Here is a 22,548-nt window from a genome sequence, read left to right on the forward strand (position 1 = left end):
CTTCGGCGAGTTGGCCGCCGAACAGCGAGCCCATCGCGTCGCGCCTCATCAGAACGGATAGTGACGCGGCATCGTTTGCAGCGTGACCCAGCGCAGATCGGTGAATTCCGCGATCCCCGCCTTGCCGCCGAAGCGGCCGAAGCCACTCGCCTTCACGCCGCCGAACGGCATCTGCGCTTCGTCGTGCACGGTCGGGCCGTTCACGTGACAAATGCCCGACTCGATGCGTTTAGCGACGTTCAGCGCGCGCGCCGTGTCGCGGCTGAACACTGCCGCCGACAGGCCGTATTCGTTGTCGTTCGCACACGCGATTGCGGCTTCCTCGCCACGCACGCGCACGATCGGCTTGACCGGCCCGAACGATTCGTCGTGATAGATGCGCATGTCCGGCGTCACGCGATCGAGCGAGAGATGCACGTTGAAGCCGGCCCAGATGCCCGACGCGCCGGTCTCGGCGGCCATCGCGGCCGCGAAGGCGTCGGCCTTCGCTTCGAGCGCGTGCGCGGCCTTCGTCAGCAGCGCGCGGCGCTCGCTCGGTCCGAGCGCGGACCACACCGGAAAGGCGGCCGCGGCGGCATCGACGGCGGCCACGGCATCTTCGACGATCGCGGCTGGCGCGCGCGTCGCGACTTCGCCGTCGAGCGGACTGCGGCGCTCGAAGCTCGCGCCGTTGCGCGCCTGTGTCTGCTCGCCGCCGATCAGCATCGATACGTTTTTCATCGTAGGTCTCTCTCCTGTTCGTGAATGGGAAGCGCCGTTACGCGACGATCGCTTCGACGAGCGTGGGACCGCTTTTCACGTCACCTTCGGTCAGCGCGCGACGCAACACGTCGGCAAGTTCAGCCGCCTCGCTGACGCGCGCGCCAGGGCAACCCATGCCCGCCGCGATCGTCACGAAGTCGAGGCCCGGCAGGTCCGTGCCCTGCACGGTCTCGCCAGGCGCGAAACCGAACACCGGAGCGAAATCCTGCAGCGCCGCGTAGCGCGTGTTGTTCAGGATCACGAATGTGATCGGTAGCTGCATCTGCACCGCGCTCCAGATCGCCTGAATCGAGTACATGCTCGAACCGTCGCCGATCAGCGCGATCACGCGCTCGCCCGGCCTCGCAAGCGCAACGCCGAGCGCCGCCGGCATGCCGTAGCCGAGGCCGCCGCTGTCCATCGTCAGGAACGTGCCGGCGCGCGCGATCGGCAGATAGGTCTGCATGATGGGCCGCGAGCTCGGCGCTTCCTCGACGACGATGCCATCGGGATCGCGCACTTCGGCGAGCGTCTGCAACGTGAACGCGACCGACATCCGCTCGCCCCGCGCGGGCGGCAGCGCTCGCGGCGCCACCGCGCGCGGCGCGGGCAACTCCCGCGCTTTGGGCGCGGCGCGCGCGAGCAGATCCTGCACGCCGAGCCGCACGTTGCCGACCGCGGCGATGCCCTGCGGCGTCCATGCGGCAATGCCCGGATCGTCGATCAACTGACACAGCCGCGAACCCGGCGGCACATGCGGACCATTGCCTTCGACGTGATACGTGAACGCTGGCGCGCCGATCACGAAGATCGCGTCGTGCGCGCCGAGCAACTCGACGATGCGCTCACGCAGCGCCGGCAAAAAGCCCGCGAACAGGCGGTGCGTTTCGGGGAAGCTGCAACGTCCTGTCATCGGCGCGACGTAGACGCGCGCGGAATGCCGCTCCGCGAGGCGCACGACTTCAGCCGCCGCGTCCGCGCGATCGACCGCGCCACCGACCACGAACGCGGGCCGCTCGCACGCGTCGAGCACCGTGCCGATGCGTTCGAGCATCGTCGGATCGGGTCGCATGATGTGCGCGACCTCGCGGTCGGCCACGCGCTCGGCCGGCTGATCCCAGTCGTCGGCGGGAATCGACACGAACACCGGGCCGCGCGGCTCCTGCATCGCGATCGCGTACGCACGCGCGATCGCGAGCGGCACATCCTGCGCGCGAGCCGGCTCGATGCTCCACTTCACGTAGGGCTTCGGCAATTCGGTGGCCTGGGTCGCGGCGAGGAACGGTTCGAACGGCAGGATCGAGCGGGCCTGCTGACCCGCGGTGACGACGAGCGGCGTGCGGTTGCGAAACGCCGTGAAGATATTGCCCATCGCATTGCCGACGCCCGCCGCCGAATGCAGGTTCACGAACGCCGCGTTGCCGGTGGTCTGCGCGTAGCCGTCGGCCATGCCGACCACGACCGCTTCCTGAAGACCGAGCACGTAGCGGAAATCCGCGGGGAAATCGCGGAACATCGGCAGCTCGGTCGAGCCCGGGTTCGCGAAGATCGACGTCATGCCGACGCGGCGCGCGAAGTCGATGACCGCGTCGCGTACGGTCCACCGCGTGCTCTGTTCTTTTGCGTGTGCCTGATTCTGCTGCGGCGCGCTGCTTGTCATGCGAAGTCTCCTGTCTGGTGAGCGCGAAAAATCGAATGGCCATTATCACGACCGCCGGGGTAGCCGAAAATTGCCCAATTCGCAAAAAGGCATTACCTTTCGGCATGACTTACAACCTGCAACAACTGCAGGCGTTCGCGGTGATCGTCGAGAGCGGCAGCCTCGGACGCGCCGCCGAAGCGCTGCACATCACGCAGCCGGCCTTGAGCCGGACCATCCGACGTCTCGAGGAACAGGTCGGCGCGCCGCTGTTCGAGCGGCATTCGCGCGGCATGCATTTGACCGCGGTCGGCGAGGCACTGCTGCCGCACGCGATCCTGCTGCAACGCGAAGCCGAACAGGCGCGCGAGGAAATCGACGCGATGCGCGGCCTCGCGCGCGGCACGATCCGCGTCGGCGCGGTCGGCAGCATCGCGAGCCTCGTGCTGCCGCTCGCGGTGAGCGGCGTGTTGACGAAGTGGCCGAACCTGCGCGTGGAGATCATCGAGGGCGTGTGGGACCGGCTCGCCGATGCGCTCGTCAAACGTCAGATCGATCTCGCGCTCAGCATGGCCGTGCCCGATACCGACGAGATCACCGCGATCGCCGATTGCCGCTGGGAAGACGCGAGCTACGTGGTCGCCGCGCTCGATCATCCGCTGCGGCGCAAGCCCGACCTCACGCTCGCCGACACGCTGGGCGAACGCTGGGCGATTCCGCCACGCGGCACCGGCCCGTTCGAGCACATGCAGAGCGTGTTTGCCGAGCGCGGGCTGGGACTGCCGAACGTCGTCGTCGAAACGCGCTCGGTCACGGCGCTGAAGAGCCTGGTCGCGCGTTCGGGCTTTCTGAGCTGGATGGCGTCGACGATGTACGTGACAGAAAGCAAGGCCGGCGTGTTCGATACGCTCGGCGTGCCGGGCGTGGTCGGGCGGCGCACGTTGACCGCGTTCCGGCGGCGCCAGGGGATTCTGCCGAGCCCGGCGGTCAAGCTGCTGGAGCAGTTGCGGCAGTTGACGGCGGAGGGTATGACCGCGGGTTGATCGTTTCCCGCACACGCTGCCACTTTCTCGGCGTTTACCCGATGAGTAGATTTTATCGACTATTTATCAATAAAGTCTCGCGTAAGATTCCGTCGCCATGCGTCGAGGAAACGAAGCAAAGAGAGCCGGATGGGGGTTTTGATTGGCGTGCCGATCGTGGCACTCGGCTTCGCATTGCGCTTCAACGCGCTGCTGGTGATGACGATCGCCGGCGTCGCGACCGGGATGGCCGGCGGCTTGCAGACGGTGGAGATCGTCAGCGCGTTTGGGCGCCTGCATGCGGCCACCACCGGCCGCGTGCTCTCATCACGCTGGTCGGTACGCTGACGCTCAAGTACGCGCCTTTCGTCGAAACGAAGAATCCGGTTTCTGCGGCACGCTGATGACGCCGATGGCGGCGAACTTCAACATCGTCCCCGCCGCGCTGCTCGAACTGAAGGACCAGAACGGCGTGATCAAGGCGCAATGGCCGACCGCTTTACTATTGCCGATCGTCAACACCATACTGTCGTACGTGTTCGTATTCCGCTTCTGAGGAACCGCCGATGACCACCCAGCTCACCCGCGAATTCGCGTCCAGATTCGCCAATGTCGCGCTCGCCCACCTCACGCGCGAATACCCGAACAAGCTCACGCACTCGCTTGAAGGACCGCAGGACGTGCAGGGTCCGCGCGCCTTGCATCCGATCTTCTACGGCAGCTACGACTGGCATTCGTGCGTGCACGGTTACTGGCTGATCCTGCATCTGCTCGAACGCTTCCCCGATCTGCCCGAGGCCGCGCGCATCGTCGCCGTGGTCGACGAGCATTTCACCGCGGCGAACGTCGCCGGCGAACTCGCGTATCTGGAGCTGCCGCACAACCGCGGCTTCGAGCGGCCGTATGGCTGGGCGTGGCTGCTCGCGCTCGGCGCGCAGTTGCAGTCGATGAAAATCTCGGAAGCCGCGCGCTGTGCGAAGACGTTCGCGCCGCTCACTCAGGCGTTCGTCGAGCGCTTCGAGGAGTTCCTGCCGAAAGCAACCTATCCGCTGCGCGTCGGCACGCACTTCAACATGGCGTTCGCGCTCGCGCTGACGCTCGATTTCGCGCGGCAAACCTCGCGCGAATCGCTCGAGGCGCTGATCGTCAGCACCGCGGAGCGCTGGTATCTGGACGACGTCGCGTGTCAGGCATGGGAGCCGGCCGGCGACGAATTCCTGTCGCCGTCGCTGATGGAAGCGGAGTTGATGCGGCGTGTGTTGCCGTCGGCGCAGTTCACCGACTGGTTCGGACGCTTCCTGCCGGACCTCGGCGCGAAAAAACCGGCGACGCTGTTCGAGCCCGTCACCGTGACCGATCGCAGCGACGGCAAGATCGCGCATCTGGACGGCCTCAATCTGAGCCGCGCGTGGTGCCAGCGTGCGCTCGCGCGTGCGCTGCCCGCGGGCGACGTGCGTCGCACCGTGCTGTTCGATGCGGCCGAGCGTCATCTGCACAGCGCGCTGCCGCATGTGACCGGCGACTACATGGGCGAGCATTGGCTCGCCACGTTCGCGACGCTGGCGCTCGAAGCTTGAGCGAACCGGGAACGAACTGAACCGGCTTTGAAGAGATGAAGCCGTGCTGGTTGGGGCGCTTCAGTACGAAGCGCCCTTTTCATTGCCCGTTCAACAGTCCCTGCCTGCGGCGGTAAAATCGCGCAAGGCGATTGCGCCGCTTTAAAGGTGGAAGTTTGACTGAGTTCGAGCAGGGTTTCATTTTGACCCGACATTGGCGGGACACGCCCGCCGGCACGGAAATCGAGTTCTGGCTGGCCACGGACAGCGGGCCGCGCCACATCCGTCTGCGCCCTCAGCCGTCCGTCGCCTTCATTCCGGCCGAACATCGCGAACGCGCCGAAACGATCCTGCGCCGCGACGCGCCGCTCGATCTGCGTTCGCTCGAATTGCGCGACTTCCAGCATCGGCCGGTCAGCGGGCTTTACTGTGCGCAATACCGGCAATTGAAGGGCTTCGAGAAGCGCCTCAGAGAAAGCGGTGTCGATGTCTACGAAGCCGATATCCAGCCGCCCGAGCGCTACATGATGGAGCGCTTCATCACCGCGCCGGTGTGGTTCAGCGGCGTGCCGCAGCAGAATGGTCCGGGGCTCGATGGCCCCTGGCTCGACAGCGAACTCAAACCGTCCAACGACTATCGTCCGCCGTTGAAGCTCGTGTCGCTCGACATCGAAACGAGCGCGCATGCCGAGCTATATTCGATCGCGCTCGAAGGCTGCGGCGAGCGGCAGGTGTATATGCTTGGGCCGCCGAATGGCAACCTCGGCAACATCGGCAACGTCACCGACGCCATCGACTTCAAGCTCGAATACTGCGAAACCCGCGCACAACTGCTCGAAAAACTGATCGAGTGGATGGAGCGGCACGATCCCGATGCGATCATCGGCTGGAACCTCGTGCAGTTCGATCTGAAGGTACTGCAACAACATGCCGGGCAGTATCGCGTGCCGCTGCGCATCGGACGAGGCGGCGCGGTGATGGAGTGGCGCGAACACGGCGTCACGCGCAATCACTTTTTCGCGGGCGTGGCGGGTCGTTGGGTCATCGACGGCATCGAGGCATTGCGTTCGGCGACGTGGAGCTTCCCGTCGTTCAGCCTCGAATACGTATCGCGCTCGGTGCTGGGCGAAGGCAAAGCGATCGACAATCCGTATCAGCGCATGGACGAAATCCAGCGCCGCTTCGACCAAGACAAGCCCGCGCTCGCGCGTTACAACCTGAAGGACTGCGAGCTCGTCACGCGTATCTTCGCGAAGACCGAGTTGCTGCCGTTCCTGCTCGAACGCGCGACCGTGACCGGCCTGCCCGCCGATCGCAGCGGCGGCTCGGTCGCGGCGTTCACGCACCTGTACATGCCGCGCATGCATCGGCAGGGCTATGTCGCGCCGAATCTCGGCGACGTGGCCGGCGCCGCGAGCCCCGGCGGCTTCGTGATGGATTCGCGGCCCGGGCTCTATGACTCGGTGCTCGTGCTCGACTACAAGAGCCTGTATCCGTCGATCATCCGCACGTTTCTGATCGACCCGCTCGGTCTGGTCGAAGGCATGCTGCATCCCGACGACGCGAGCTCGGTGCCGGGCTTTCTCGGCGCGCGCTTTTCACGCACGCGTCACTGCTTACCGTCGATCGTCGCGCAGGTGTGGCAGGCACGCGAAGCGGCCAAGCGCGAGCACAACAAGCCGCTGTCGCAGGCGCTGAAGATCATCATGAACGCGTTTTATGGCGTGCTAGGCTCGACCGGCTGCCGCTTCTTCGATCCGCGGCTTGCGTCGTCGATCACGATGCGCGGCCACGAGATCATGCACACGACACGCGAGCTGATCGAGGCGCAAGGCTACGAAGTGATTTACGGCGACACCGATTCGACCTTCGTCTGGCTCAGGCACGCGCATGACGAGGAAGACGCCGCGCGCATCGGCCGCGCGCTCGTCGAACATATCAACGCGGCGTGGCGGCAGAAGCTGCAGGCGCGCTTCGGTATCGACAGTGCGTTGGAACTGCAATTCGAGCGGCACTATCGGCGCTTTTTCATGCCGACGGTGCGCGGTGCCGAGGAAGGCAGCAAGAAACGCTACGCAGGACTTATGGTATTGCCGGACGGCCGCGAGGACGTGGTCTACAAAGGGCTCGAAACCGTGCGCACCGATTGGACGCCGCTTGCGCAGCAGTTTCAGCAGGAACTGTATCGGCGCATCTTCAAGCAGCAGCCGTATCAGGATTACGTGCGCGACTATGTGCGCGATACGCTCGCCGGCCGGCTCGACGATCAGCTCGTCTATCGTAAGCAGTTGCGCAGACCGATCGACGCTTACGAGCGCAACGTGCCACCGCATGTGCGCGCGGCACGCGTCGCCGATGAGTTCAATCGCCAGCAGGGACGTCCACTGCAATATCAGAACGGCGGCTGGATCAGCTACGTGATGACGGTGGCCGGCCCCGAGCCGCTCGAAACGCTGCGCTCGGCGATCGACTACGAGCACTATCTGACGCGGCAATTGCAGCCGGTTGCCGACGCGATTCTGCCGTTGCTACGCGACGATTTCACGACGCTGATGTCGGGGCAGAAGCAGTTGTTCTGATCGGGGCGGCGAACGCGCGGCTGCGAGCATGGACGAATTGCCTACTTCACCATGGACGGCGGCTCGGCCTCTTCATCGGAGTGCGTGTTATGCACAGCAAAGGTGCGGCAGGGCGAGTTGCCGCGGGTCGCGTATCGCATGCTCCGCGCTCTCGAGGCCGGCGTAAATCGACGGCGCAATGTAACTGTGCCGCTACATCGGGGATGGCTAAAAATGTCAATCAGACACCGGTAATCCGTGATTAAAGGCGGAAAAAAACTAATCCCTGGTTTTGATTTGCAACCCTATCAACAGAGTTAGAGCGCCATCATAATTTGAAGTATTCTAATTTCTTCGGTTGTTCGCGCAATTGGCGGGATTTGCATTGTTGCTTGACCTAACCCTTTATTGTCCTATAGTGCCATTTGATCCGCCTCAGAAATATTGTGGGGGCGTGTGTGTGATATCCCTGAATCTGTAGCCCCAACGATCTGCAACGACAGGAGAAGATGCATGAAAGCAATCCACGCCGTCAAACTGGTCGGTACCGCCCTTCTGATTTCGGGTTCGATTCACGCCTATGCGCAGGCGAGCAACGCTAACGCCCCTGCGTCTGCCCCGACCACGACGCCCGAAGCCCGATCGCATTACAAGTCAATGAAAGCAGCGAACCGGGCGCTACAGCGTCAGGTTCGAAATGCGCTGGTGAAAGACAGGAACATCTCCACGGCCAATATCACAGTTCGCGCCCGCGATGGTGCTGTCACGCTGCAGGGCAGCGTACCACTTCAGGCAGAAAGCGACCGGGCAACCGAGGTGGCGAAAGGGGTACCTGGCGTAACTTCGGTCAAGAACGCGCTGTCGATCCGTCCTGTGGGCACCTGAAGCAGTCCTGGACCCCGCTTTGCAGGAAGGCCGGCGCTCTGACCGTGCATTCCATTGAGGGCATAGCCAATGCAGCACATGGCGGCGGGCCGGCTCGACAGCCGGCCTTCGCTAGGTGGATATCTTCTCGAGTTCGAGCCCTTTCGTCTTCGGCCCCATCAAGCCAATCGCCAGCATCACGATCAGCATCGCGCCCGCGATGAACACGAAGACGCCGGTCGTGCCAAAGTAGCGCAACACGGCCGCGATCAGAAAGGCCGTGAAAATCGCGGAAAAGCGGCTCCACGAGTAGACGAAGCCGACCGCGCGCGCCCGGATGCTGGTCGGAAACAGTTCGGTCTGGTACGCGTGATAACTGTACGAAATGATGTTGCCGGCCAGCGTCAGGCACACTCCGAGGCTCACGAGGAGCACCGCACCCGATACCTGACTGAACCACAACCCGCACACGATATTGACGCCGGCCATCACGACGATCACCGTCTTGCGCTCGAAGCGGTCGCCGATAAACAGCCCGATGATCGGACCGAGCGGCGCGGCCAATGCGATCACGCTCGAATACATCAGGCTCGTCGTGATCGTGATGCCCTGCTTGATCAGCAGCGTCGGCACCCAGTTCGCGAAGCCATAGAAGCCGACCGTCTGGAAGATGTTGAAGATCGTCATCATCAGCGTGCGGCTGCGGTACGGCGGCACCCACATGTCGCGGAAGCTGCCGCGCGGTGGGATCGGCACCGGCGGCGCCGGCAGCGGCAACTCGCGGCCATATTCGTGACGTACCTTCGCCTCGAGCGCGTTCATCACGCGGTCGGCTTCGGCGAGACGTCCTTGCTGCGCGAGCCAGCGCGGGCTTTCCGGCAACGCGCGGCGAATCCACCAGACGAATAGCGCGCCATGCGCGCCGATCAGCACGACCCAGCGCCAGCCGTCCAGACCGAACAGCGTGCGCGGCACCAGCAGAAACGATAGAAACGCGACCACCGGCACGGCCGTGAAGCCGACCGCCTGCTCGCACGCGAACGCGCGGCCGCGGATCTGCTTCGGCACCAGCTCGGAGATGTACGTGCCGATCGTCACCAGTTCGACGCCGATGCCGACACCGGCGACGAAGCGCCAGAAATTAAGGCCCGTCGCGGTCTCCTGAAACGCCATCACGAGGTTCGCCGCGGTGTACCACAGCAGCGACCAGGTGAACACCGCGCGCCGCCCGAAGCGATCCGCGAGGAAACCGCACGCGATCGTGCCGATAAACAGGCCGCCAAACAGCGCGGCGATGAAACTCGCGACGCCGGTCGAGCCGAACAGGCCATGCGTGGTCGCGGTCAACATGCCGCTTTTCACGAGGCCCGGCGCGATATAGCCGGAGTACAGCAGGTCGTAGAGTTCGAAGAAGAAGCCGAGGCTCAGCAGCACCACCAGCTTCCAGACGGAGCGCGTGGCGGGCAAGCGGTCGAGGCGCGCCGAAATGCTGCCGGCGTCGAGCGATGCGTGGCCCGTCACCTGCGCGGGCGCGCCGCGCTCGGCGCTGCCGGCCGCGTCAGTGGAATGCGCCACGGTACCGCCGCTGCGCGCGACGGACCCCGCGGGATCGGGGAATACCATGTTGTCTGTCTCCTTCTGTTGCGACTGCTTTTACGGCAGGGCTGATCGCTTACCGCGGCCGGTTCGATGCCGGCCTTGCGTCTTGTCGCGCGTCGCACGCGCCACGATGGGTCGGCCGGAGTCCGGCCAGCATTCTAGCCGTGCCCGCGTTGCAATTGTTCGAACGTGGTGATTTTCCCGGCCAGCGCGCTCGCCGCGACCGTGTACGGGCTCGCGAGCCAGACGTCGCCTGGTCCCGAACGGCCGGGGAAATTGCGGTTGATCGCGCTGATCGTCACGTCGTTCGGGTTGGCCGATTGTCCCGGTCCGCAGTTTGCGCACGAGCCGCAGCCAGGCATCACGAGCGTCACGCCCGCGCGCTCGAACACCGGCAGATAGCCCTGCTCCTCGCAATACGCGCGCACCGCCATCGTCCCGAATTGCAGATACAAACGCGTGCGCTCGGGCACCCGTAGGCCGTGCTCGACGCCCCAACGCAGCACCTCGTGATAGAAATCGAAGTCCTCGCGCTTGCCCGCGGTGCACGAGCCGCCGTACGCGATATCGATCGCGACGTCCTGTTCGAGCCGCGTCGCCGGCACGCCATTGCCGGGGTCGCCCGGACGCGCGAGCATCGGTTCGATCGCGTTCGCATCGATATGGATCGTGTCGCGATAGGTCGCGTCCGCGTCGCTTTTCATCCAGCCTTCCAGCACGAAATCGACGCCGCGCCGCTCCTTCAGGAACGCGACCGTGCGCTCGTCCGGTTCGACGATGCCGGTAAAGCCGCCGAGTTCCGCGACCATGTTGGTCAGCGTCGCACGTTCGTCGATCGACATCGCGCGCACCGCCGCGCCGCCGTATTCGAACACGAGGCCGATCGCGCCGCCCGAGCGAATCGCCTCCATCCGCAGCAGATGCAGCACGACGTCCTTTGCGGTCACGCCGTCGCGCAACTGGCCGTCGATCTCGATGCGCAGCGTCTCCGGCACTTTGCAGCGCACGTAGCCCGTGACCCAGCTATTGGCGATTTCGGTCGCGCCCGCGCCAAATGCGAGGCAGCCGAGCGCGCCCGAATGCGGCGTGTGCGAATCGGTACCGCATGCTACCTGGCCCGGCAGCGCGTATTGCTCGGCCATCAACGCATGACAGATGCCCTCGGAGCCGGGCACACCATCGAGCGCGCCGTGCGAGCGCACCGGGTAGCCGCGCGAAAACGACGTGTGGCCTTCCATCAGATTCGCGACGCCCGGCAACAGACCGTCGCGCACGTGAGGGATGCTCTGCGGCGCGAGCACCAGATGATCCTGGAACGCGATGATGTGATCCGGCGCATGCAGCGGCGCGGGCTTGCCGAACGCCCGATGCATCAGATGCGCGCACATGCCGGTGAAATAGTCGTGGCTGAAGCGCCAGTCGGCGGCGATGAACACGCCGTCGCCGCGCTGCGCGCTCGCGGTGCCCGGATGCAGATGACGGTCGATGATCTTCTCGACCAGCGTTTTCGGCTCGGCGCCCGGCGCCTCGTTCGGGGCATCGCTCGCGCGCTCGCCCGGCGCAGGCCACTCCGCAAACCGGCTATACGCGAGCAGCCCGCCGCTGCGGATGATCTGCTGCGTGAGCGAGTCGCGGCCTTTGAGGAATTCGTCGATCGGCACCGCTTCGCCTGCGAGCAAGCGATCGAGCACGGAAAAATCGGTCGTGGTCAGAATGCCGATGTTGTCGCAGTTCTGCTGATAGATACGCTCGAAGCTCTCGGCAACGATCAGGCGAATACCTGCGGACAACTCCGCGAGCGGGCTCGATTCGCGCGAGGAGCCCTTGCCGTAGCGCTTGCCGGCCACCGTCAGGCGAAAGCCGCCGTCCTTCACCGCATTGCGGCCGATCGGCAGACGCTCGCCGGCCTTGAAGCCGACGTACGGGTACTGGCCGAGGCGCTCGTCGTAGGTGAGCATTACGGTGACGGGCGTGATCTCGTCCGTCGACACGTTGTCGCGCAACGGCCCCGCCGTGTCGCGAGTGAAGTTTTCGCCGGCCAGTTGCGCCTCGATCACGGCCGGGTCTTGCGACAGGTACAGCACGCGGCCGTCCAAACGAATCGTATCGCTCATCACTGCGTTCTCCTTGCGCTCACTATACGGTGCGCAAGGCGGATGCCGAAGTGCCGGTGCGGCAACGCTGCCGTCTCGTTTCGCGAATGCTCGATGGCGGAGCGGTGGCGCGCAGTGCGGGTGGTGGAATCGTCTAAGGCGGATTGCCGAGGAACGACACCAGCGCGGCCGCGCTCGCGCTCAACTGCTCGCGCGCCTTGAAGATGATGATCAGATGACGCTCCGCCCACGCATCGGCAAGCGGCAGCAGCCGCACGTCGAGCGTGTTCACGTAGAGCAGGCCGACCGGCTCGGGCACGATCGCGATACCGAGCCCCGCATGCACCATCCGGCACAGCGCATCGAGACTGCTCACGCGCATGCGCACCTCGAGCTGCCGCCCCGCGCTCGCCGCCTGCTGCGCGAGCAAACGTGTGAGCGCGCTTTCGCTGCGCAAGCCAACGAAGCTGTCGTGCAACAGATCGTCGAAGTTCACCCGCGCCGCGCTGGCGAGCCGATGCCCACCCGGCACGAGCACCGCGAGCCGGTCCTGGCGGTACGGCACCTGCTCGAACGCCTCGCTGCCAGCAACCGGATTGCAGATGCCGAAGTCCGCGCCGTGTTCGTCGACGATACGCAGCACGTCCGCGCTGTTTTCTTCTTCGAGTTCGATCGCTACATCCGGGAACGCGCGGCCGAACGCGGCCACGTCTTCAGGCAGAAACTGCACGATCGACGACAGATTCGCGACCACCCTCACGCGCCCTTTGACGCCCGTCGAAAAGCGCGACAACTCCGCGCTCATCTGCTCGATATTGCCAATGATCGCGAGCGCGTAGCGCAGCACGGTCTCGCCGACCGGCGTCACGGTAATGCCGCGCGACTGCCGCTGAATCACCGGCAGGCCGATCAGCGCCTCGATCTCGGCGATGCGCCGGCTCACCGCCGACGACGCGATGAACTCGCGCTGCGCCGCGCGCGCGATATTGCGCTCCTGGCAAACGGCGACGAACAGACGCAGCGAAGTCAGATCGAGTTTCTTGAGCAGGTTTTCCATGGGACGAGGCGACGGATCTTACGACAATGGCGGCAGATCGCTGGAATCGTGGCCGTTATCGTCTCACGGCACGCGGTGTTGCGCCATTGCGCCGACAGCGGCCCTCACAGCGCATCATGAAAGATGATGCCGACCGTATGCCGATGTCCCGAGCGCAGGCGGCTCACGCCGTGCCGCAGATTCACGCGATACGGCCCGCGCGTACCCTGCACGGGCCGGCTGTTCACGGTGAACACGACCGCGTCGCCCTTCGCGAGCGGCACGACTTCGGCACGCGACTGCATGCGCGGACGCTGCTCGGTCATCACGAACTCGCCGCCTGTGAAGTCGCGCCCCGGCTCCGACAGCAGTACCGCAACCTGCAGCGGGAACACGTGTTCGCCGTACAGATCCTGATGCAGGCAATTGAAATCGCCCTCGCCGTATTGCAGGATCAGCGGCGTCGGACGCACCTGGCCGGCGTCCTGGCAGCGTCGAATGAAATCCGCATGTTTCGGCGGATAGCGCACGTCGATGCCCATCGCCATGTTCCAGCGGTTCGCGACCGGCAAGAGGTGCCGATAAAGGGCACCGCGCAAGCCGCCGACGAGCGACGGCAGCGGATACGCAAAGTACTTGTATTCGCCACGACCGAAGCCGTGGCGCGCCATGACGACCCGGCTGCGATAAAGCGCGTCGCGTGTATAGAGCGCGCTCAGCGCGTCGCATTCGCGCGGCGTCAACAGTTGCGGCACGGCGGCGCAGCCGTACTGATCGAGATCGTGTTCGATCCGCGGCCAGTCGAGTGCGTCGGCGCGTTGGTCGATCGTTTGGGTGGGAGCGATTGCGTTCATCGTCGATGAGTGGGCGGCGCGGGCTCGTCGCCCGCGCCATCAAGGTAGGTAGCTCGATGAACTTAGTGTACGAGTGTGGTGGCGGGAAAACACTCCGAGTCTTGCGGTCAAATTCAGCCGCACTGCACGGACGCACGATTCACGCTACGCTGTCGGTATCGTTGCGGCCGCACTTGCCGCCGCCGCATCGCAGTTCATTCCGCCAGGACAACCATGAAACAGCAGCTCACCATCGATTTTGTTTCCGACATCGCCTGCCCGTGGTGCGCGATCGGCCTGTCGTCGCTGCAGCTCGCGCTCGCGCGGCTTCAGGACAAAATCGACGCGCGTATCGTCGTGCATCCATTCGAACTGAATCCGCAGATGGCACCGGACGGCGAAGACATCGTCGAGTATCTCGGCAAGAAATACGGCCGCACGGCCGCGCAGATCGCCGAAACGCAGGCGATGATCCGCGAACGCGGCGCGAGCGTCGGCTTCGATTTCGGTCCGCGCATCCGCACCTACAACACGTTCGACGCGCACCGCCTGCTGCATTGGGCCGGCCTGAAGGGCCACCAGTTACCGCTGAAGCTCGCGCTATTGCGCGCGTATCATGCCGACGGCAAGAATCCGGGCAACCATGACGTGCTGGTCGAAGCGGCCCAGTCGGTAGGACTCGACGCCAACGAAGCGCGCGACGTGCTGACGAGCGGAGCGTATGCCGATGAAGTGCGCGAAGCGGAAAAGAACAATCAGGAAATGGGCATTCAATCGGTGCCGTCGATCATTTTCAACCGCCGCTATCTGGTGACCGGCGGCCAGCCGGTCGAGCAATTCGTGCAGGTGATCGAGGAGATCGTGGCGAAAGAGACAGCGTAAGGTTCATCGTCGAAGCGAAGCGCAATGGACGGCCCATTCTGAGCACCTGGCTCAAGCACGCACTCGCGAATGCTTGCGTGTTGTCTCTTCAACACATCTGAGCAAAGATAGCCTGGGTCCATTGTCCAAGCCGTCCCGGCTGCTTGCAACAGGTCTTTCTTATCCCACTGCACGCGCCTTAAAGCCGCTTACAGATAGCTGCAAACGTAGTCCAGCGTTTCAACCACATCGATATCGAAGCGGCTCTTGCCAGGCACCGAGAACGATTCGCCCGCGCCATAGGTCTTCCACTCATTGCTGCCGTCGAGACGGATGCGGCATTTGCCCGCCTGCACTTCCATCAGCTCCGGCGCGTCGGTACCGAAGTTCAGCGTGCCGGGCAGGATCACGCCGAGCGTCTTGCGCGTGCCGTCGGCGAACAGCACGGTGTGCGACACGCACTTGCCGTCGAAGTACACGTTGGCTCGTTTGACAACAGAAACCTGGTCGAATTGCGTTGCAGCCGTCATGGCGGTCTTCCTCTGGATCATCGTGAAGGGATGCGTTGCGGCCCGGTGGGCGCGGCAGACGGCGCGCGATCCGCGCAAGCCGCCCGCGCAGGGCGCCCTGCCGGGCGCGAGCCCGCCATCATACATGGCTATTGATGGCGCCAATACGGTAAAGTCTGCCAGAACGATATCGACACCTACACAGACTCATTCGACCCATGCGTTCTCCCGCTCCTTCCGCCGGCGCCGTATTGTTGTTGATCGATCTGCAACGCGCGATCGATCATCCGAGTTGGGGCGAGCGCAACAATCCCGCAGCCGAGACGCAGGTGAGCCGCTTGCTCGCGCATTGGCGTAGCCGAGGCTGGCCGGTGTGGCATGTGCGGCACGACTCGACGGAGCCTGGGTCGCACTATCGGCCGGGTCAGGCGGGACACGAATTCAAGGCGTCCAACGTGCCGTTGCCCGACGAACCGGTGATTGCGAAACGCACGAATAACGCGTTCATCGGCACGGGACTCGAAGACCGCCTGCGCGCCGCCGGCCACACGACGCTGGTCGTGGCGGGTGTCATCACCAACAACTCGGTCGAGGCCACGGTGCGGATGGCCGGCAACCTCGGTTTCGATACCTATCTAGTGGCCGACGGCTGTTTCACTTTTGCACGGACCGACTGGAACGGAACGCCGCGCAGCGCCGACGACATTCACGCGATGTCACTGGCCAACCTCGATCAAGAGTACTGCACGGTCGTCACGACGGACGCGCTATTGGGCAACGGGCAAGCGCAATAGCCGCAACGTCGATCTGCTGCGCGGCGAGCGACAATCAGGTGGTACAGGAGGACTTGTGAGAAAAGACAGCGCGAGCACCCTAATTGGCGCCATTGCCGCGGCAGCAATTGCGATCGGCACTGCGACCTGTGCGAATGCGCAAACCAGTGGCGGCATGCCGAACGATGCTTCCGCGCAAAGCCAATCCATCGCGGCATCGCCGGCTCGCAACAGACCCGATAGCGAGCTTGCGCGCGACGTGCGGCGCGCGCTCGCACGCACACCGAACCTGCATTCAACGTCGATTCACGTGCAGGCGCGCCGCGGTATCGTGACGCTGACCGGTTGGGTACCGCAGCGCGCTCAGGTGCAACGCGCGGGCAGTGTCGCGAGATCGGTGCGCGGAGTCAGACAGGTGAATAACCATCTGAATGTGCGCACGAGAGGTGCCAGCGGCCACTAGCGCAAAACGAATAAAAGAAAGTACTCAGCCCGCCACGAATGCGGCGGGCTGAGTACTTTCTATCGGCCAATCAATCGATGCGTGCGAGTATTCGCCGCGGCGTTCCATTGCTGCGCAACGCCGCCACGACTCGCGCAATACCTCAACGCCACATACGATAGCTGTAGACCGGCGCGCGATACGCATACACGCGCGGCTGCGCCCAATAGACCGGCGGACGATAAACCTGATAAGCGACAGGCGCGACCGGTTGAACCACCGTTTCCACGACCTGCGGCATTTCATCGTATTGCGCCTGCGGATAAACCGGCACGTACTGCACGGGCGGCTGAGGATAGTCCTGCCGCACGTATACCGGCTGGTTGTCGTAGACCGGCTGCATCTGCGCGTAGGCCGGCGCCTGCTGGTATTGCATTGGCGGCGGCGCGTACTGCGGCTGCTGGTACACCTGCTGATATTGCTGTTGCGGCGGCGGTTGCGGCACCTGACGCTGCGCGTATTGGACCGGCCGCGGCTTCTGAGGCTGCGGCGGAATACTCGTGTACTTCGAGTTATCGTCTTCGGGAACGCCCGGTGGCAGCGGCGGCACGTCGACCCGCGCGACGTCGGTCCTGGCGGGTTGCCGCTGACCGTGATTGTGCGAGTCGATCATTGCCTGGTAATCGGCCTGATCCTGCTTGCCGCGATTGATATAGCCATTGCGATACGCGCGGGCCACGTCCGACATCTTCGCATTCGGATCTTCTTTCATGCCGTCCGCATTGACCTTGTACTCGTTCGGACTGAGCGAGCCGGCCGGCACCTCGTCGTCGGACGCATACGCCGCTTCGGGTCCGTCGGCCCACGCTGGATAACATTGCAGCGTTAGCACCGAAGCGACCGTCGTCACCCCGAGCCCCCAAAGCGTCCTTGTTCTCACGATCCACCTCGCGGCCGATTAAGAGTATTGAAAGCCGAAATTTTTACTTGCAGGCGTGGCTATTTGTCTGCGCGTGCAATTGTTATTTTCTAGCACATTCCTTAGACGTCGGCATTATTTTTTCTTTGCAAATGAGCGGTGTAGCGCACGAGTGACACGGCGGGTCCAAAGGCGAGTCAGGAGAAACCCTGAGAGTCAGAGTTGCCGAAATGGACCGTTTGGTACGGCGGCTCCGCACGCCGCCGCGGAGCGATTCTTTTCGCCCTGAATGACGTAGTAGCAACGCAGCCTTTTAGCGCGCCATGTCGTATCAAGCGCCACGCGACAACTCGGCTTTCCCTATTGCGCGCAGTACCGTTCTCTGCTCGCGCGAAAGTCAAACGATTCGCATAAAGGGCGGTCAGCAATTCACGTTGAATACCTTCCGAAAGATTCGCGGATTACGATTTACTTTATCTTTGCACGCGGCATTCGGTTTGCTGAATACTGACATTTCTGTCCTGTCCCGGAGACAGCTCATGAAAGACACCGCCACGCCAACCGCCGCGGATCGGGTTCCACTGACCGCCGCGCCTGCATCGAGCGCCGGTGACGACGGCTCGCTGCCGCATCTGCGCGAGATTGCGTCGTTCGGGCACCAGGTGACCGGCGTCGCCGTCGCCGCGGACGGACGCATCTTCGTCAACTTCCCGCGCTGGACAGAAGACGCGCCGATCTCCGTCGGCGTACTCACGCCCGATGGCGACGTCCGTCCTTATCCCGACGATCGATGGAACGGCTGGCGCAATGCCAGGCGTGACGAGTTGAACCCGCAGGATCGCTGGGTCTGCGTGCAGGCGATGCTGTGCGATTCCCAAAACAACCTGTGGGTACTCGACCCCGGCGCGCCGGCCCAGGCGTTCGTCGTGCCGGGTGCCCCTAAACTGGTCCGCATCGATCTTGCGACGGATAGCGTCGTCGGCTGCATTGCGTTCACGCTCGAAATCGCGCCTCAGGGCAGCTATCTGAACGACGTGCGCATCAATCCCGACGGCCGTTTCGCCTACATCACGGACTCTGGAACACGCGGCGCGATCGTGGTGGTCGATCTCGGCACCGGTCAAGCGCGCCGCGTGCTCGACGGGCATCCGTCGACGCAAACGGATCCGGGCGTCACGGTCCATGCAGGCGGCGCACCATTGCGGCGTCCCGATGGACGCGGCGTCGAATTTGCGGCCGACGGCATCGCGCTCACTCGCGATGGACTGTATGTGTACTGGCAGGCGGTGAAGGGCAAAACGCTTTACCGCGTGCCCACCGAAGCGCTTCGCGATACCACGCTCGCGACCGATGAAGTCGGCAACCGCGTCGAGAAAGTGCTCGAGCATCGCCCCGCCGACGGGCTGCACATCGACCGGACGGGACGCCTGCTGATTACCGCGGTCGAAGAACACGCGGTGAAGGTATGGGACGGCGCGACATTGACGACGTTGCTGCACGAGCCCGGCCTGCGATGGCCGGATACGTTCGCGGAAGGGCCGGACGGCACGATCTACCTGACCGATTCACGCATTCCCGAGATGAACTGGTTCAAGCCGGGCCATCCCGACGCGCTGTCTTCGAGGTTGCTGATCATTGCCGACGCCGCTCCGTCAGCGGCGCCGGACACCAAACCGGGCACGCCGCCCGGCTCGCAAAGCGAAGCGGATCGGAACCGCTCACCCGACTGACGCCACACCGCAGCCGCCGTTCGTCCGCGCTGCCCGGCGCGCCGAGGCCGGGCCGGGAACGCGCCATGCTAGTGGAGGACAAGAGCTGGCGCGCGCCAGCGCGTCTGCCGTACATGCACGCGCCAAACGGCGCCAAGGGTCGAGGGATGATCGGCGAAACCTCATTCGCAACGCGCTGCCCGCCTGAAAACGGACAGCCGATGGAGAACGTCGCATGACGATCGGCTGCCCCGAATGCGGCGCGCTCGAAGACATCCCGCCGCTCACCGCCCATACCTACGCGCGTTGCCGCGCCTGTCACTTTCCGCTCGAGCGGCGTAGCGGCCGAAGCCAGACCGCGGCGCTCGCCTGCGCGAGCGCGACCTTCGTATTGCTGTTTCCGGCCAACCTCGCGCCCCTGATGTATGTCCATATGCTCGGCGTCGAACGCTCATCACTGCTGTCGTCGGGCATCGTGCAGATGTGGAACGATGGCTGGTTCATTCTCGCGGTACTGCTCGGCACCTTCGGTATCGTGCTGCCATTCATCCGCTTTGGCGGCCTCGTGATCGTCCTCGCCGCGCTGCGGCTCGGCCGGCGTACCAGAGGAATCGGCGCGCTGTTTCGCTGGACCACCTCGCTCGATATCTGGACCATGCCCGATGTCTATCTGGTCGGCTGCTTCGTCGGTTACGCGCGCGTGACGCAGAATCTGACCGGCACGATCGCCCCCGGCGGCTACTGCTTCATCGCCGCGGCGCTGCTGTCGATGCTCACGCGCGCGTCGCTCGACCGGAGAACCGTGTGGCGCGCGATCGCCGCGGAAAACGAGTTGCCGGAACATGAAGCGCCGCTGTCCTGCACGGTTTGCGATCTGGTCGTGCCGATGTCGCAGGAGGGGCGTCCGTGCCCTCGCTGCGCACTGACGTTGCGCGCTCGCAAAACCGACGCCGTCGTGCGCGCGGCTGCGCTGTCGCTCGCCGCGCTCGTTCTGACGATCCCGGCCAACCTCTTTCCGATGACCACTTCGATGCAACTCGGGCGGACCCACTCAACCCGGATCATCGACGGCGTCTACCAGCTGTTTCACGCTGGCCTGTGGCCGCTCGGCATTCTGATCATCTGTACGAGCATCGTCATTCCGGTGGCGAAGATTCTCGGCATGGCATGGTTCGTCGTCTCCGTTCGGCGCCGTTCGCGCCGGCATCTGCGGGTCAAGGCGCATCTGTACCGCCTGATCGACGAACTCGGCCGATGGTCGTACGTCGACGTGTTCACGATCGCGGCGTTCGTGCCGCTGGTCCGGTTCGACGGCATCGCCGCGGCGAGACCCGCCATTGGCGCCACCGCGTTCGCGCTGGTCGTGTTTCTGACGATGGCCGCTTCGCGCGCCTTCGACCCGCGCCTGATGTGGGACGTCCACCCGCGGAGCAAGCGATGAGCGGCACGCGTCCCCGTCGTTCGCAAGCTCAGGTGCGGCGCAGCTCTTGGCCCGGCTGGATCTGGGCGGTGCCGGTCGCAGCCTTCGCGATGGCCGGATGGCTCGGCGTTCGCGCGTTGATGCATCATGGCGAGACGGTCACGGTAACCTTCGACAACGCGTACGGCATGAAGCCCGACGACACGATCGTCACGCTGCGCGGCGTGAAGGTCGGCGCCGTTTCGGAGATTACGCTCGCGCCCGATGGCCAACACGTGAAAGCCGAGCTCAAGATAGATCGCGCCGAAAAAAAGTATCTGCGCAGCGAGACCAGGTTTTATCTGCGCGGCGCACACGTGGATCTCAACGATCCAGCGTCGATCAAGGGAGTGCTGACCGGCCCCGAGATCGTGATGGAGCCCGGGCCCGGCGAACCGGCATCGCATTTCGACGGTGTCGATCGCCGCCCCGCGCTCGCGCCGGGGCACGGCCCGGTCGTCACCTATCTGGTGCGCTTCGAGGGCGCCGTCGGCGACCTGAAGAGTGGTGCCGATGTGCAATTGCGCGGTTTCGACGTGGGCACCGTCACCAGCGTGCGCCTGAACTACGACGCACGCACGGGCGCGCTGAGCACCCCGGTGCAGATCGCGCTGAACCCGTCGCAGCTTGGCATCGTCGGCGCGCCGCCACCGGCCAACGGGGACTGGCGCCCGCTCGTCGACGGCATGCTCACCCGCCTCGTCGCCACAGGCTTGCGCGCGCGGTTATCGCAAGATCCGCCGCTCGTCGGCGCGGACAAGATCAACCTCGACTTCGTGCAAGGCGCGCCGGTGGCGACGCTCGCCAGCGAGGACGGCCTGCCCGTCATTCCGAGTGTCGCCGCCGCGAATCTCGACACGACGATGGCCAAGGCCAACGAGGTGATCCAGAAAATCGACGATCTTCCGATCCGGCAAACCGGCGAACAGGTCCGCAGTATCGCCGCGCATATCAACGCGCTCAGTTCCTCGCCTCAGATCAAGGACAGCCTGACGCACATCGACCACTCGGTCGCGCAGATCGATCACACATTGCAGCAGGTCTCGCCACAGATCGGTCCGCTCGTCGCGCAATTGCGCGAGACGGCGAACGCGGCCGATCGCACCGTTGCCGCGGCGAACCGGACGCTAGGCGGCGACGCGTCGAGCCAGAACGACCTGCCTGCCACCATGCAGGAGCTGACCAACACCGCACGCTCGATTCGGGCACTGGCCGACTATCTCGACCGCCATCCGGAGGCGCTGATCCATGGCAGGCAGCAGGAGGCTCAATGATGACGAGGTCCACGTTCCCCGTCGGACGCGCCGTCGCCGCATCGCTCGCGACGAGCGTCAGGACGGCGGCGTTTGTCGTAACCGTCGCGGCGATGACGCTCGCCGGATGCGGACACAGCATACCGACACGCTATGTGACGTTGAACCCGATGCCCGCCGACGCGCCGCCCGCCACGGCGCCGATCCCACCGATTCAACTGACCGCCGTGCATATTCCCGCGGTGCTCGATCGGCTCGAAGTCGTCACGCTGGCTTCGCAGAACCGCCTGACGATCGACAATAGCGACCTGTGGGGCGCACCGCTCGCTCTGATGATGCGCAAAACGCTTGCCCAGGACTTGCTCACGCGGCTGCCCGCCGGATCGTTCGTCGTTCCGGATGCACCCGCGCCGCCCGGCACGCGCAGGCTGGTCGTCACCGTGCTGAATGCCACGGCCGACCCGAGCGGCACGCTGACGCTGCAAGCGGAGTGGACGCTGCTGGCCGGGCACTCGGATCAGACGCCGCTGCGGCAGCAGGTGACGCTCGACTCCGCGATCAATGGACACGATGCGCTCGCGCAGGCGGCCGCGTTGAGCCGCGTTCTCGGCGATTTGGCCGACCGGATCGCGGCGGCGGTCCTCGCGCACTGACCGACGGCGTCGAGTTCGCTGCCGCGCCG

At 64.6% G+C, this 22,548-nt stretch carries 19 protein-coding genes and 3 pseudogenes; 13 read left to right on the plus strand and 9 right to left on the minus strand.

What is annotated here, in order from left to right:
* Positions 1–48: 48 nt before the first annotated feature.
* The 3 genes and pseudogenes from OKW38_RS27585 to mdlC form a co-directional block, all read right to left on the minus strand.
* Positions 49–405 (minus strand): annotated as a pseudogene (locus OKW38_RS27585) (aldehyde dehydrogenase family protein); the annotation flags it as partial.
* Positions 406–423: 18 nt separating this feature from the next.
* Positions 424–720, minus strand: a pseudogene (locus OKW38_RS27590) (aldehyde dehydrogenase family protein); the annotation flags it as partial.
* Positions 721–757: 37 nt separating this feature from the next.
* The gene (gene mdlC, locus OKW38_RS27595) at positions 758–2,401 is read right to left on the minus strand and encodes a benzoylformate decarboxylase (RefSeq protein WP_429364099.1); all 1,644 of its coding nucleotides are present in this window, start codon (positions 2,399–2,401) and stop codon (positions 758–760) included.
* Positions 2,402–2,505: 104 nt separating this feature from the next.
* On the opposite strand from mdlC, the gene OKW38_RS27600 reads away from it, so the two are divergent.
* From OKW38_RS27600 to OKW38_RS27625, 6 genes and pseudogenes are all read left to right on the plus strand, one after another.
* Positions 2,506–3,423, plus strand: coding sequence for a LysR family transcriptional regulator (locus tag OKW38_RS27600; protein ID WP_184054335.1), 918 nt, complete (start codon positions 2,506–2,508; stop codon positions 3,421–3,423).
* 129 nt (positions 3,424–3,552) lie between these two features.
* Positions 3,553–3,750, plus strand: a complete 198-nt coding sequence (locus OKW38_RS27605; RefSeq protein WP_425199361.1) for a 5-oxoproline transporter, DUF969 family subunit — start codon at positions 3,553–3,555, stop codon at positions 3,748–3,750.
* Positions 3,751–3,784: 34 nt separating this feature from the next.
* Positions 3,785–3,958 (plus strand): annotated as a pseudogene (locus tag OKW38_RS27610) (5-oxoproline transporter, DUF979 family subunit); the annotation flags it as partial.
* 10 nt (positions 3,959–3,968) lie between these two features.
* Positions 3,969–4,979, plus strand: coding sequence for a DUF2891 domain-containing protein (locus tag OKW38_RS27615; RefSeq protein WP_090806833.1), 1,011 nt, complete (start codon positions 3,969–3,971; stop codon positions 4,977–4,979).
* 155 nt (positions 4,980–5,134) lie between these two features.
* Complete coding sequence (locus OKW38_RS27620; RefSeq protein ID WP_429364101.1) at positions 5,135–7,537, plus strand: DNA polymerase II; 2,403 nt, start codon at positions 5,135–5,137, stop codon at positions 7,535–7,537.
* Positions 7,538–8,029: 492 nt separating this feature from the next.
* On the plus strand, positions 8,030–8,401 hold the full coding sequence (locus OKW38_RS27625; protein WP_429333584.1) for a BON domain-containing protein: 372 nt from the start codon (positions 8,030–8,032) through the stop codon (positions 8,399–8,401).
* Positions 8,402–8,512: 111 nt separating this feature from the next.
* Here OKW38_RS27625 and OKW38_RS27630 read toward each other — a convergent pair whose 3' ends face one another.
* The 4 genes from OKW38_RS27630 to OKW38_RS27645 all read right to left on the minus strand — a co-directional run bounded on the left by OKW38_RS27630 (position 8,513) and on the right by OKW38_RS27645 (position 13,962).
* Entirely contained in the window at positions 8,513–10,003 is a 1,491-nt protein-coding gene (locus OKW38_RS27630) for an MFS transporter (protein ID WP_429364103.1), read from the minus strand.
* 134 nt (positions 10,004–10,137) lie between these two features.
* The gene (locus OKW38_RS27635; RefSeq protein ID WP_429364105.1) at positions 10,138–12,093 is read right to left on the minus strand and encodes an aconitase family protein; all 1,956 of its coding nucleotides are present in this window, start codon (positions 12,091–12,093) and stop codon (positions 10,138–10,140) included.
* A 133-nt stretch (positions 12,094–12,226) separates the two neighbouring features.
* A complete protein-coding gene (locus OKW38_RS27640) occupies positions 12,227–13,129 on the minus strand; it encodes a LysR family transcriptional regulator (RefSeq protein WP_090806843.1) in 903 nt (300 codons plus the stop codon).
* Between the two features lie 104 nt (positions 13,130–13,233).
* The gene (locus OKW38_RS27645; protein WP_429364107.1) at positions 13,234–13,962 is read right to left on the minus strand and encodes a 2OG-Fe(II) oxygenase; all 729 of its coding nucleotides are present in this window, start codon (positions 13,960–13,962) and stop codon (positions 13,234–13,236) included.
* Between the two features lie 213 nt (positions 13,963–14,175).
* On the opposite strand from OKW38_RS27645, the gene OKW38_RS27650 reads away from it, so the two are divergent.
* Complete coding sequence (locus OKW38_RS27650; protein WP_429333581.1) at positions 14,176–14,823, plus strand: DsbA family oxidoreductase; 648 nt, start codon at positions 14,176–14,178, stop codon at positions 14,821–14,823.
* A gap of 188 nt (positions 14,824–15,011) precedes the next feature.
* Here the strand turns inward: OKW38_RS27650 and OKW38_RS27655 are convergent, their stop codons facing one another.
* On the minus strand, positions 15,012–15,332 hold the full coding sequence (locus OKW38_RS27655; protein WP_429364109.1) for a pyrimidine/purine nucleoside phosphorylase: 321 nt from the start codon (positions 15,330–15,332) through the stop codon (positions 15,012–15,014).
* Between the two features lie 197 nt (positions 15,333–15,529).
* Between OKW38_RS27655 and OKW38_RS27660 the strand changes: the two genes are divergently transcribed.
* Together OKW38_RS27660 and OKW38_RS27665 are read left to right on the plus strand one after the other, a co-directional pair.
* Positions 15,530–16,105 (plus strand): cysteine hydrolase family protein, encoded by a 576-nt coding sequence (locus OKW38_RS27660; RefSeq protein WP_090806850.1) that lies wholly within the window; start codon positions 15,530–15,532, stop codon positions 16,103–16,105.
* A 55-nt stretch (positions 16,106–16,160) separates the two neighbouring features.
* Positions 16,161–16,547, plus strand: a complete 387-nt coding sequence (locus OKW38_RS27665; RefSeq protein ID WP_090806852.1) for a BON domain-containing protein — start codon at positions 16,161–16,163, stop codon at positions 16,545–16,547.
* 142 nt (positions 16,548–16,689) lie between these two features.
* Here the strand turns inward: OKW38_RS27665 and OKW38_RS27670 are convergent, their stop codons facing one another.
* Complete coding sequence (locus OKW38_RS27670; protein WP_429333579.1) at positions 16,690–17,466, minus strand: hypothetical protein; 777 nt, start codon at positions 17,464–17,466, stop codon at positions 16,690–16,692.
* A 518-nt stretch (positions 17,467–17,984) separates the two neighbouring features.
* Between OKW38_RS27670 and OKW38_RS27675 the strand changes: the two genes are divergently transcribed.
* The 4 genes from OKW38_RS27675 to OKW38_RS27690 all read left to right on the plus strand — a co-directional run bounded on the left by OKW38_RS27675 (position 17,985) and on the right by OKW38_RS27690 (position 22,519).
* Positions 17,985–19,175, plus strand: coding sequence for an L-dopachrome tautomerase-related protein (locus OKW38_RS27675; protein WP_429364111.1), 1,191 nt, complete (start codon positions 17,985–17,987; stop codon positions 19,173–19,175).
* A 214-nt stretch (positions 19,176–19,389) separates the two neighbouring features.
* Positions 19,390–20,595: a paraquat-inducible protein A gene (locus OKW38_RS27680; RefSeq protein ID WP_429364113.1), complete on the plus strand. Its 1,206-nt coding sequence runs from the start codon at positions 19,390–19,392 to the stop codon at positions 20,593–20,595.
* Entirely contained in the window at positions 20,592–21,887 is a 1,296-nt protein-coding gene (locus OKW38_RS27685) for an MlaD family protein (protein ID WP_429364115.1), read from the plus strand. The genes OKW38_RS27680 and OKW38_RS27685 overlap by 4 nt, the downstream gene beginning before the upstream one ends.
* Positions 21,884–22,519, plus strand: a complete 636-nt coding sequence (locus OKW38_RS27690; protein ID WP_429364117.1) for a PqiC family protein — start codon at positions 21,884–21,886, stop codon at positions 22,517–22,519. Before OKW38_RS27685 ends, OKW38_RS27690 begins: the two co-directional genes overlap by 4 nt.
* Positions 22,520–22,548: the final 29 nt, after the last annotated feature.

This window comes from Paraburkholderia sp. MM5496-R1 (assembly GCF_050436205.1).
GTDB classification, from domain to species: Bacteria; Pseudomonadota; Gammaproteobacteria; order Burkholderiales; family Burkholderiaceae; genus Paraburkholderia; species Paraburkholderia tuberum.

What these genes read in the sequence shown, in the direction of transcription:
- OKW38_RS27630 (WP_429364103.1), bottom strand. Translation starts at nt 10,003, where the DNA reads ATGGTATTCCCCGATCCCGCGGGGTCCGTCGCGCGCAGCGGCGGTACC.
- OKW38_RS27640 (WP_090806843.1), bottom strand. Translation starts at nt 13,129, where the DNA reads ATGGAAAACCTGCTCAAGAAACTCGATCTGACTTCGCTGCGTCTGTTC.
- OKW38_RS27690 (WP_429364117.1), top strand. Translation starts at nt 21,884, where the DNA reads ATGATGACGAGGTCCACGTTCCCCGTCGGACGCGCCGTCGCCGCATCG.
- OKW38_RS27650 (WP_429333581.1), top strand. Translation starts at nt 14,176, where the DNA reads ATGAAACAGCAGCTCACCATCGATTTTGTTTCCGACATCGCCTGCCCG.
- OKW38_RS27625 (WP_429333584.1), top strand. Translation starts at nt 8,030, where the DNA reads ATGAAAGCAATCCACGCCGTCAAACTGGTCGGTACCGCCCTTCTGATT.
- OKW38_RS27635 (WP_429364105.1), bottom strand. Translation starts at nt 12,093, where the DNA reads ATGAGCGATACGATTCGTTTGGACGGCCGCGTGCTGTACCTGTCGCAA.
- OKW38_RS27645 (WP_429364107.1), bottom strand. Translation starts at nt 13,962, where the DNA reads ATGAACGCAATCGCTCCCACCCAAACGATCGACCAACGCGCCGACGCA.
- OKW38_RS27615 (WP_090806833.1), top strand. Translation starts at nt 3,969, where the DNA reads ATGACCACCCAGCTCACCCGCGAATTCGCGTCCAGATTCGCCAATGTC.
- OKW38_RS27680 (WP_429364113.1), top strand. Translation starts at nt 19,390, where the DNA reads ATGACGATCGGCTGCCCCGAATGCGGCGCGCTCGAAGACATCCCGCCG.
- OKW38_RS27605 (WP_425199361.1), top strand. Translation starts at nt 3,553, where the DNA reads ATGGGGGTTTTGATTGGCGTGCCGATCGTGGCACTCGGCTTCGCATTG.
- OKW38_RS27660 (WP_090806850.1), top strand. Translation starts at nt 15,530, where the DNA reads ATGCGTTCTCCCGCTCCTTCCGCCGGCGCCGTATTGTTGTTGATCGAT.
- OKW38_RS27655 (WP_429364109.1), bottom strand. Translation starts at nt 15,332, where the DNA reads ATGACGGCTGCAACGCAATTCGACCAGGTTTCTGTTGTCAAACGAGCC.
- OKW38_RS27685 (WP_429364115.1), top strand. Translation starts at nt 20,592, where the DNA reads ATGAGCGGCACGCGTCCCCGTCGTTCGCAAGCTCAGGTGCGGCGCAGC.
- OKW38_RS27600 (WP_184054335.1), top strand. Translation starts at nt 2,506, where the DNA reads ATGACTTACAACCTGCAACAACTGCAGGCGTTCGCGGTGATCGTCGAG.
- mdlC (WP_429364099.1), bottom strand. Translation starts at nt 2,401, where the DNA reads ATGACAAGCAGCGCGCCGCAGCAGAATCAGGCACACGCAAAAGAACAG.
- OKW38_RS27675 (WP_429364111.1), top strand. Translation starts at nt 17,985, where the DNA reads ATGAAAGACACCGCCACGCCAACCGCCGCGGATCGGGTTCCACTGACC.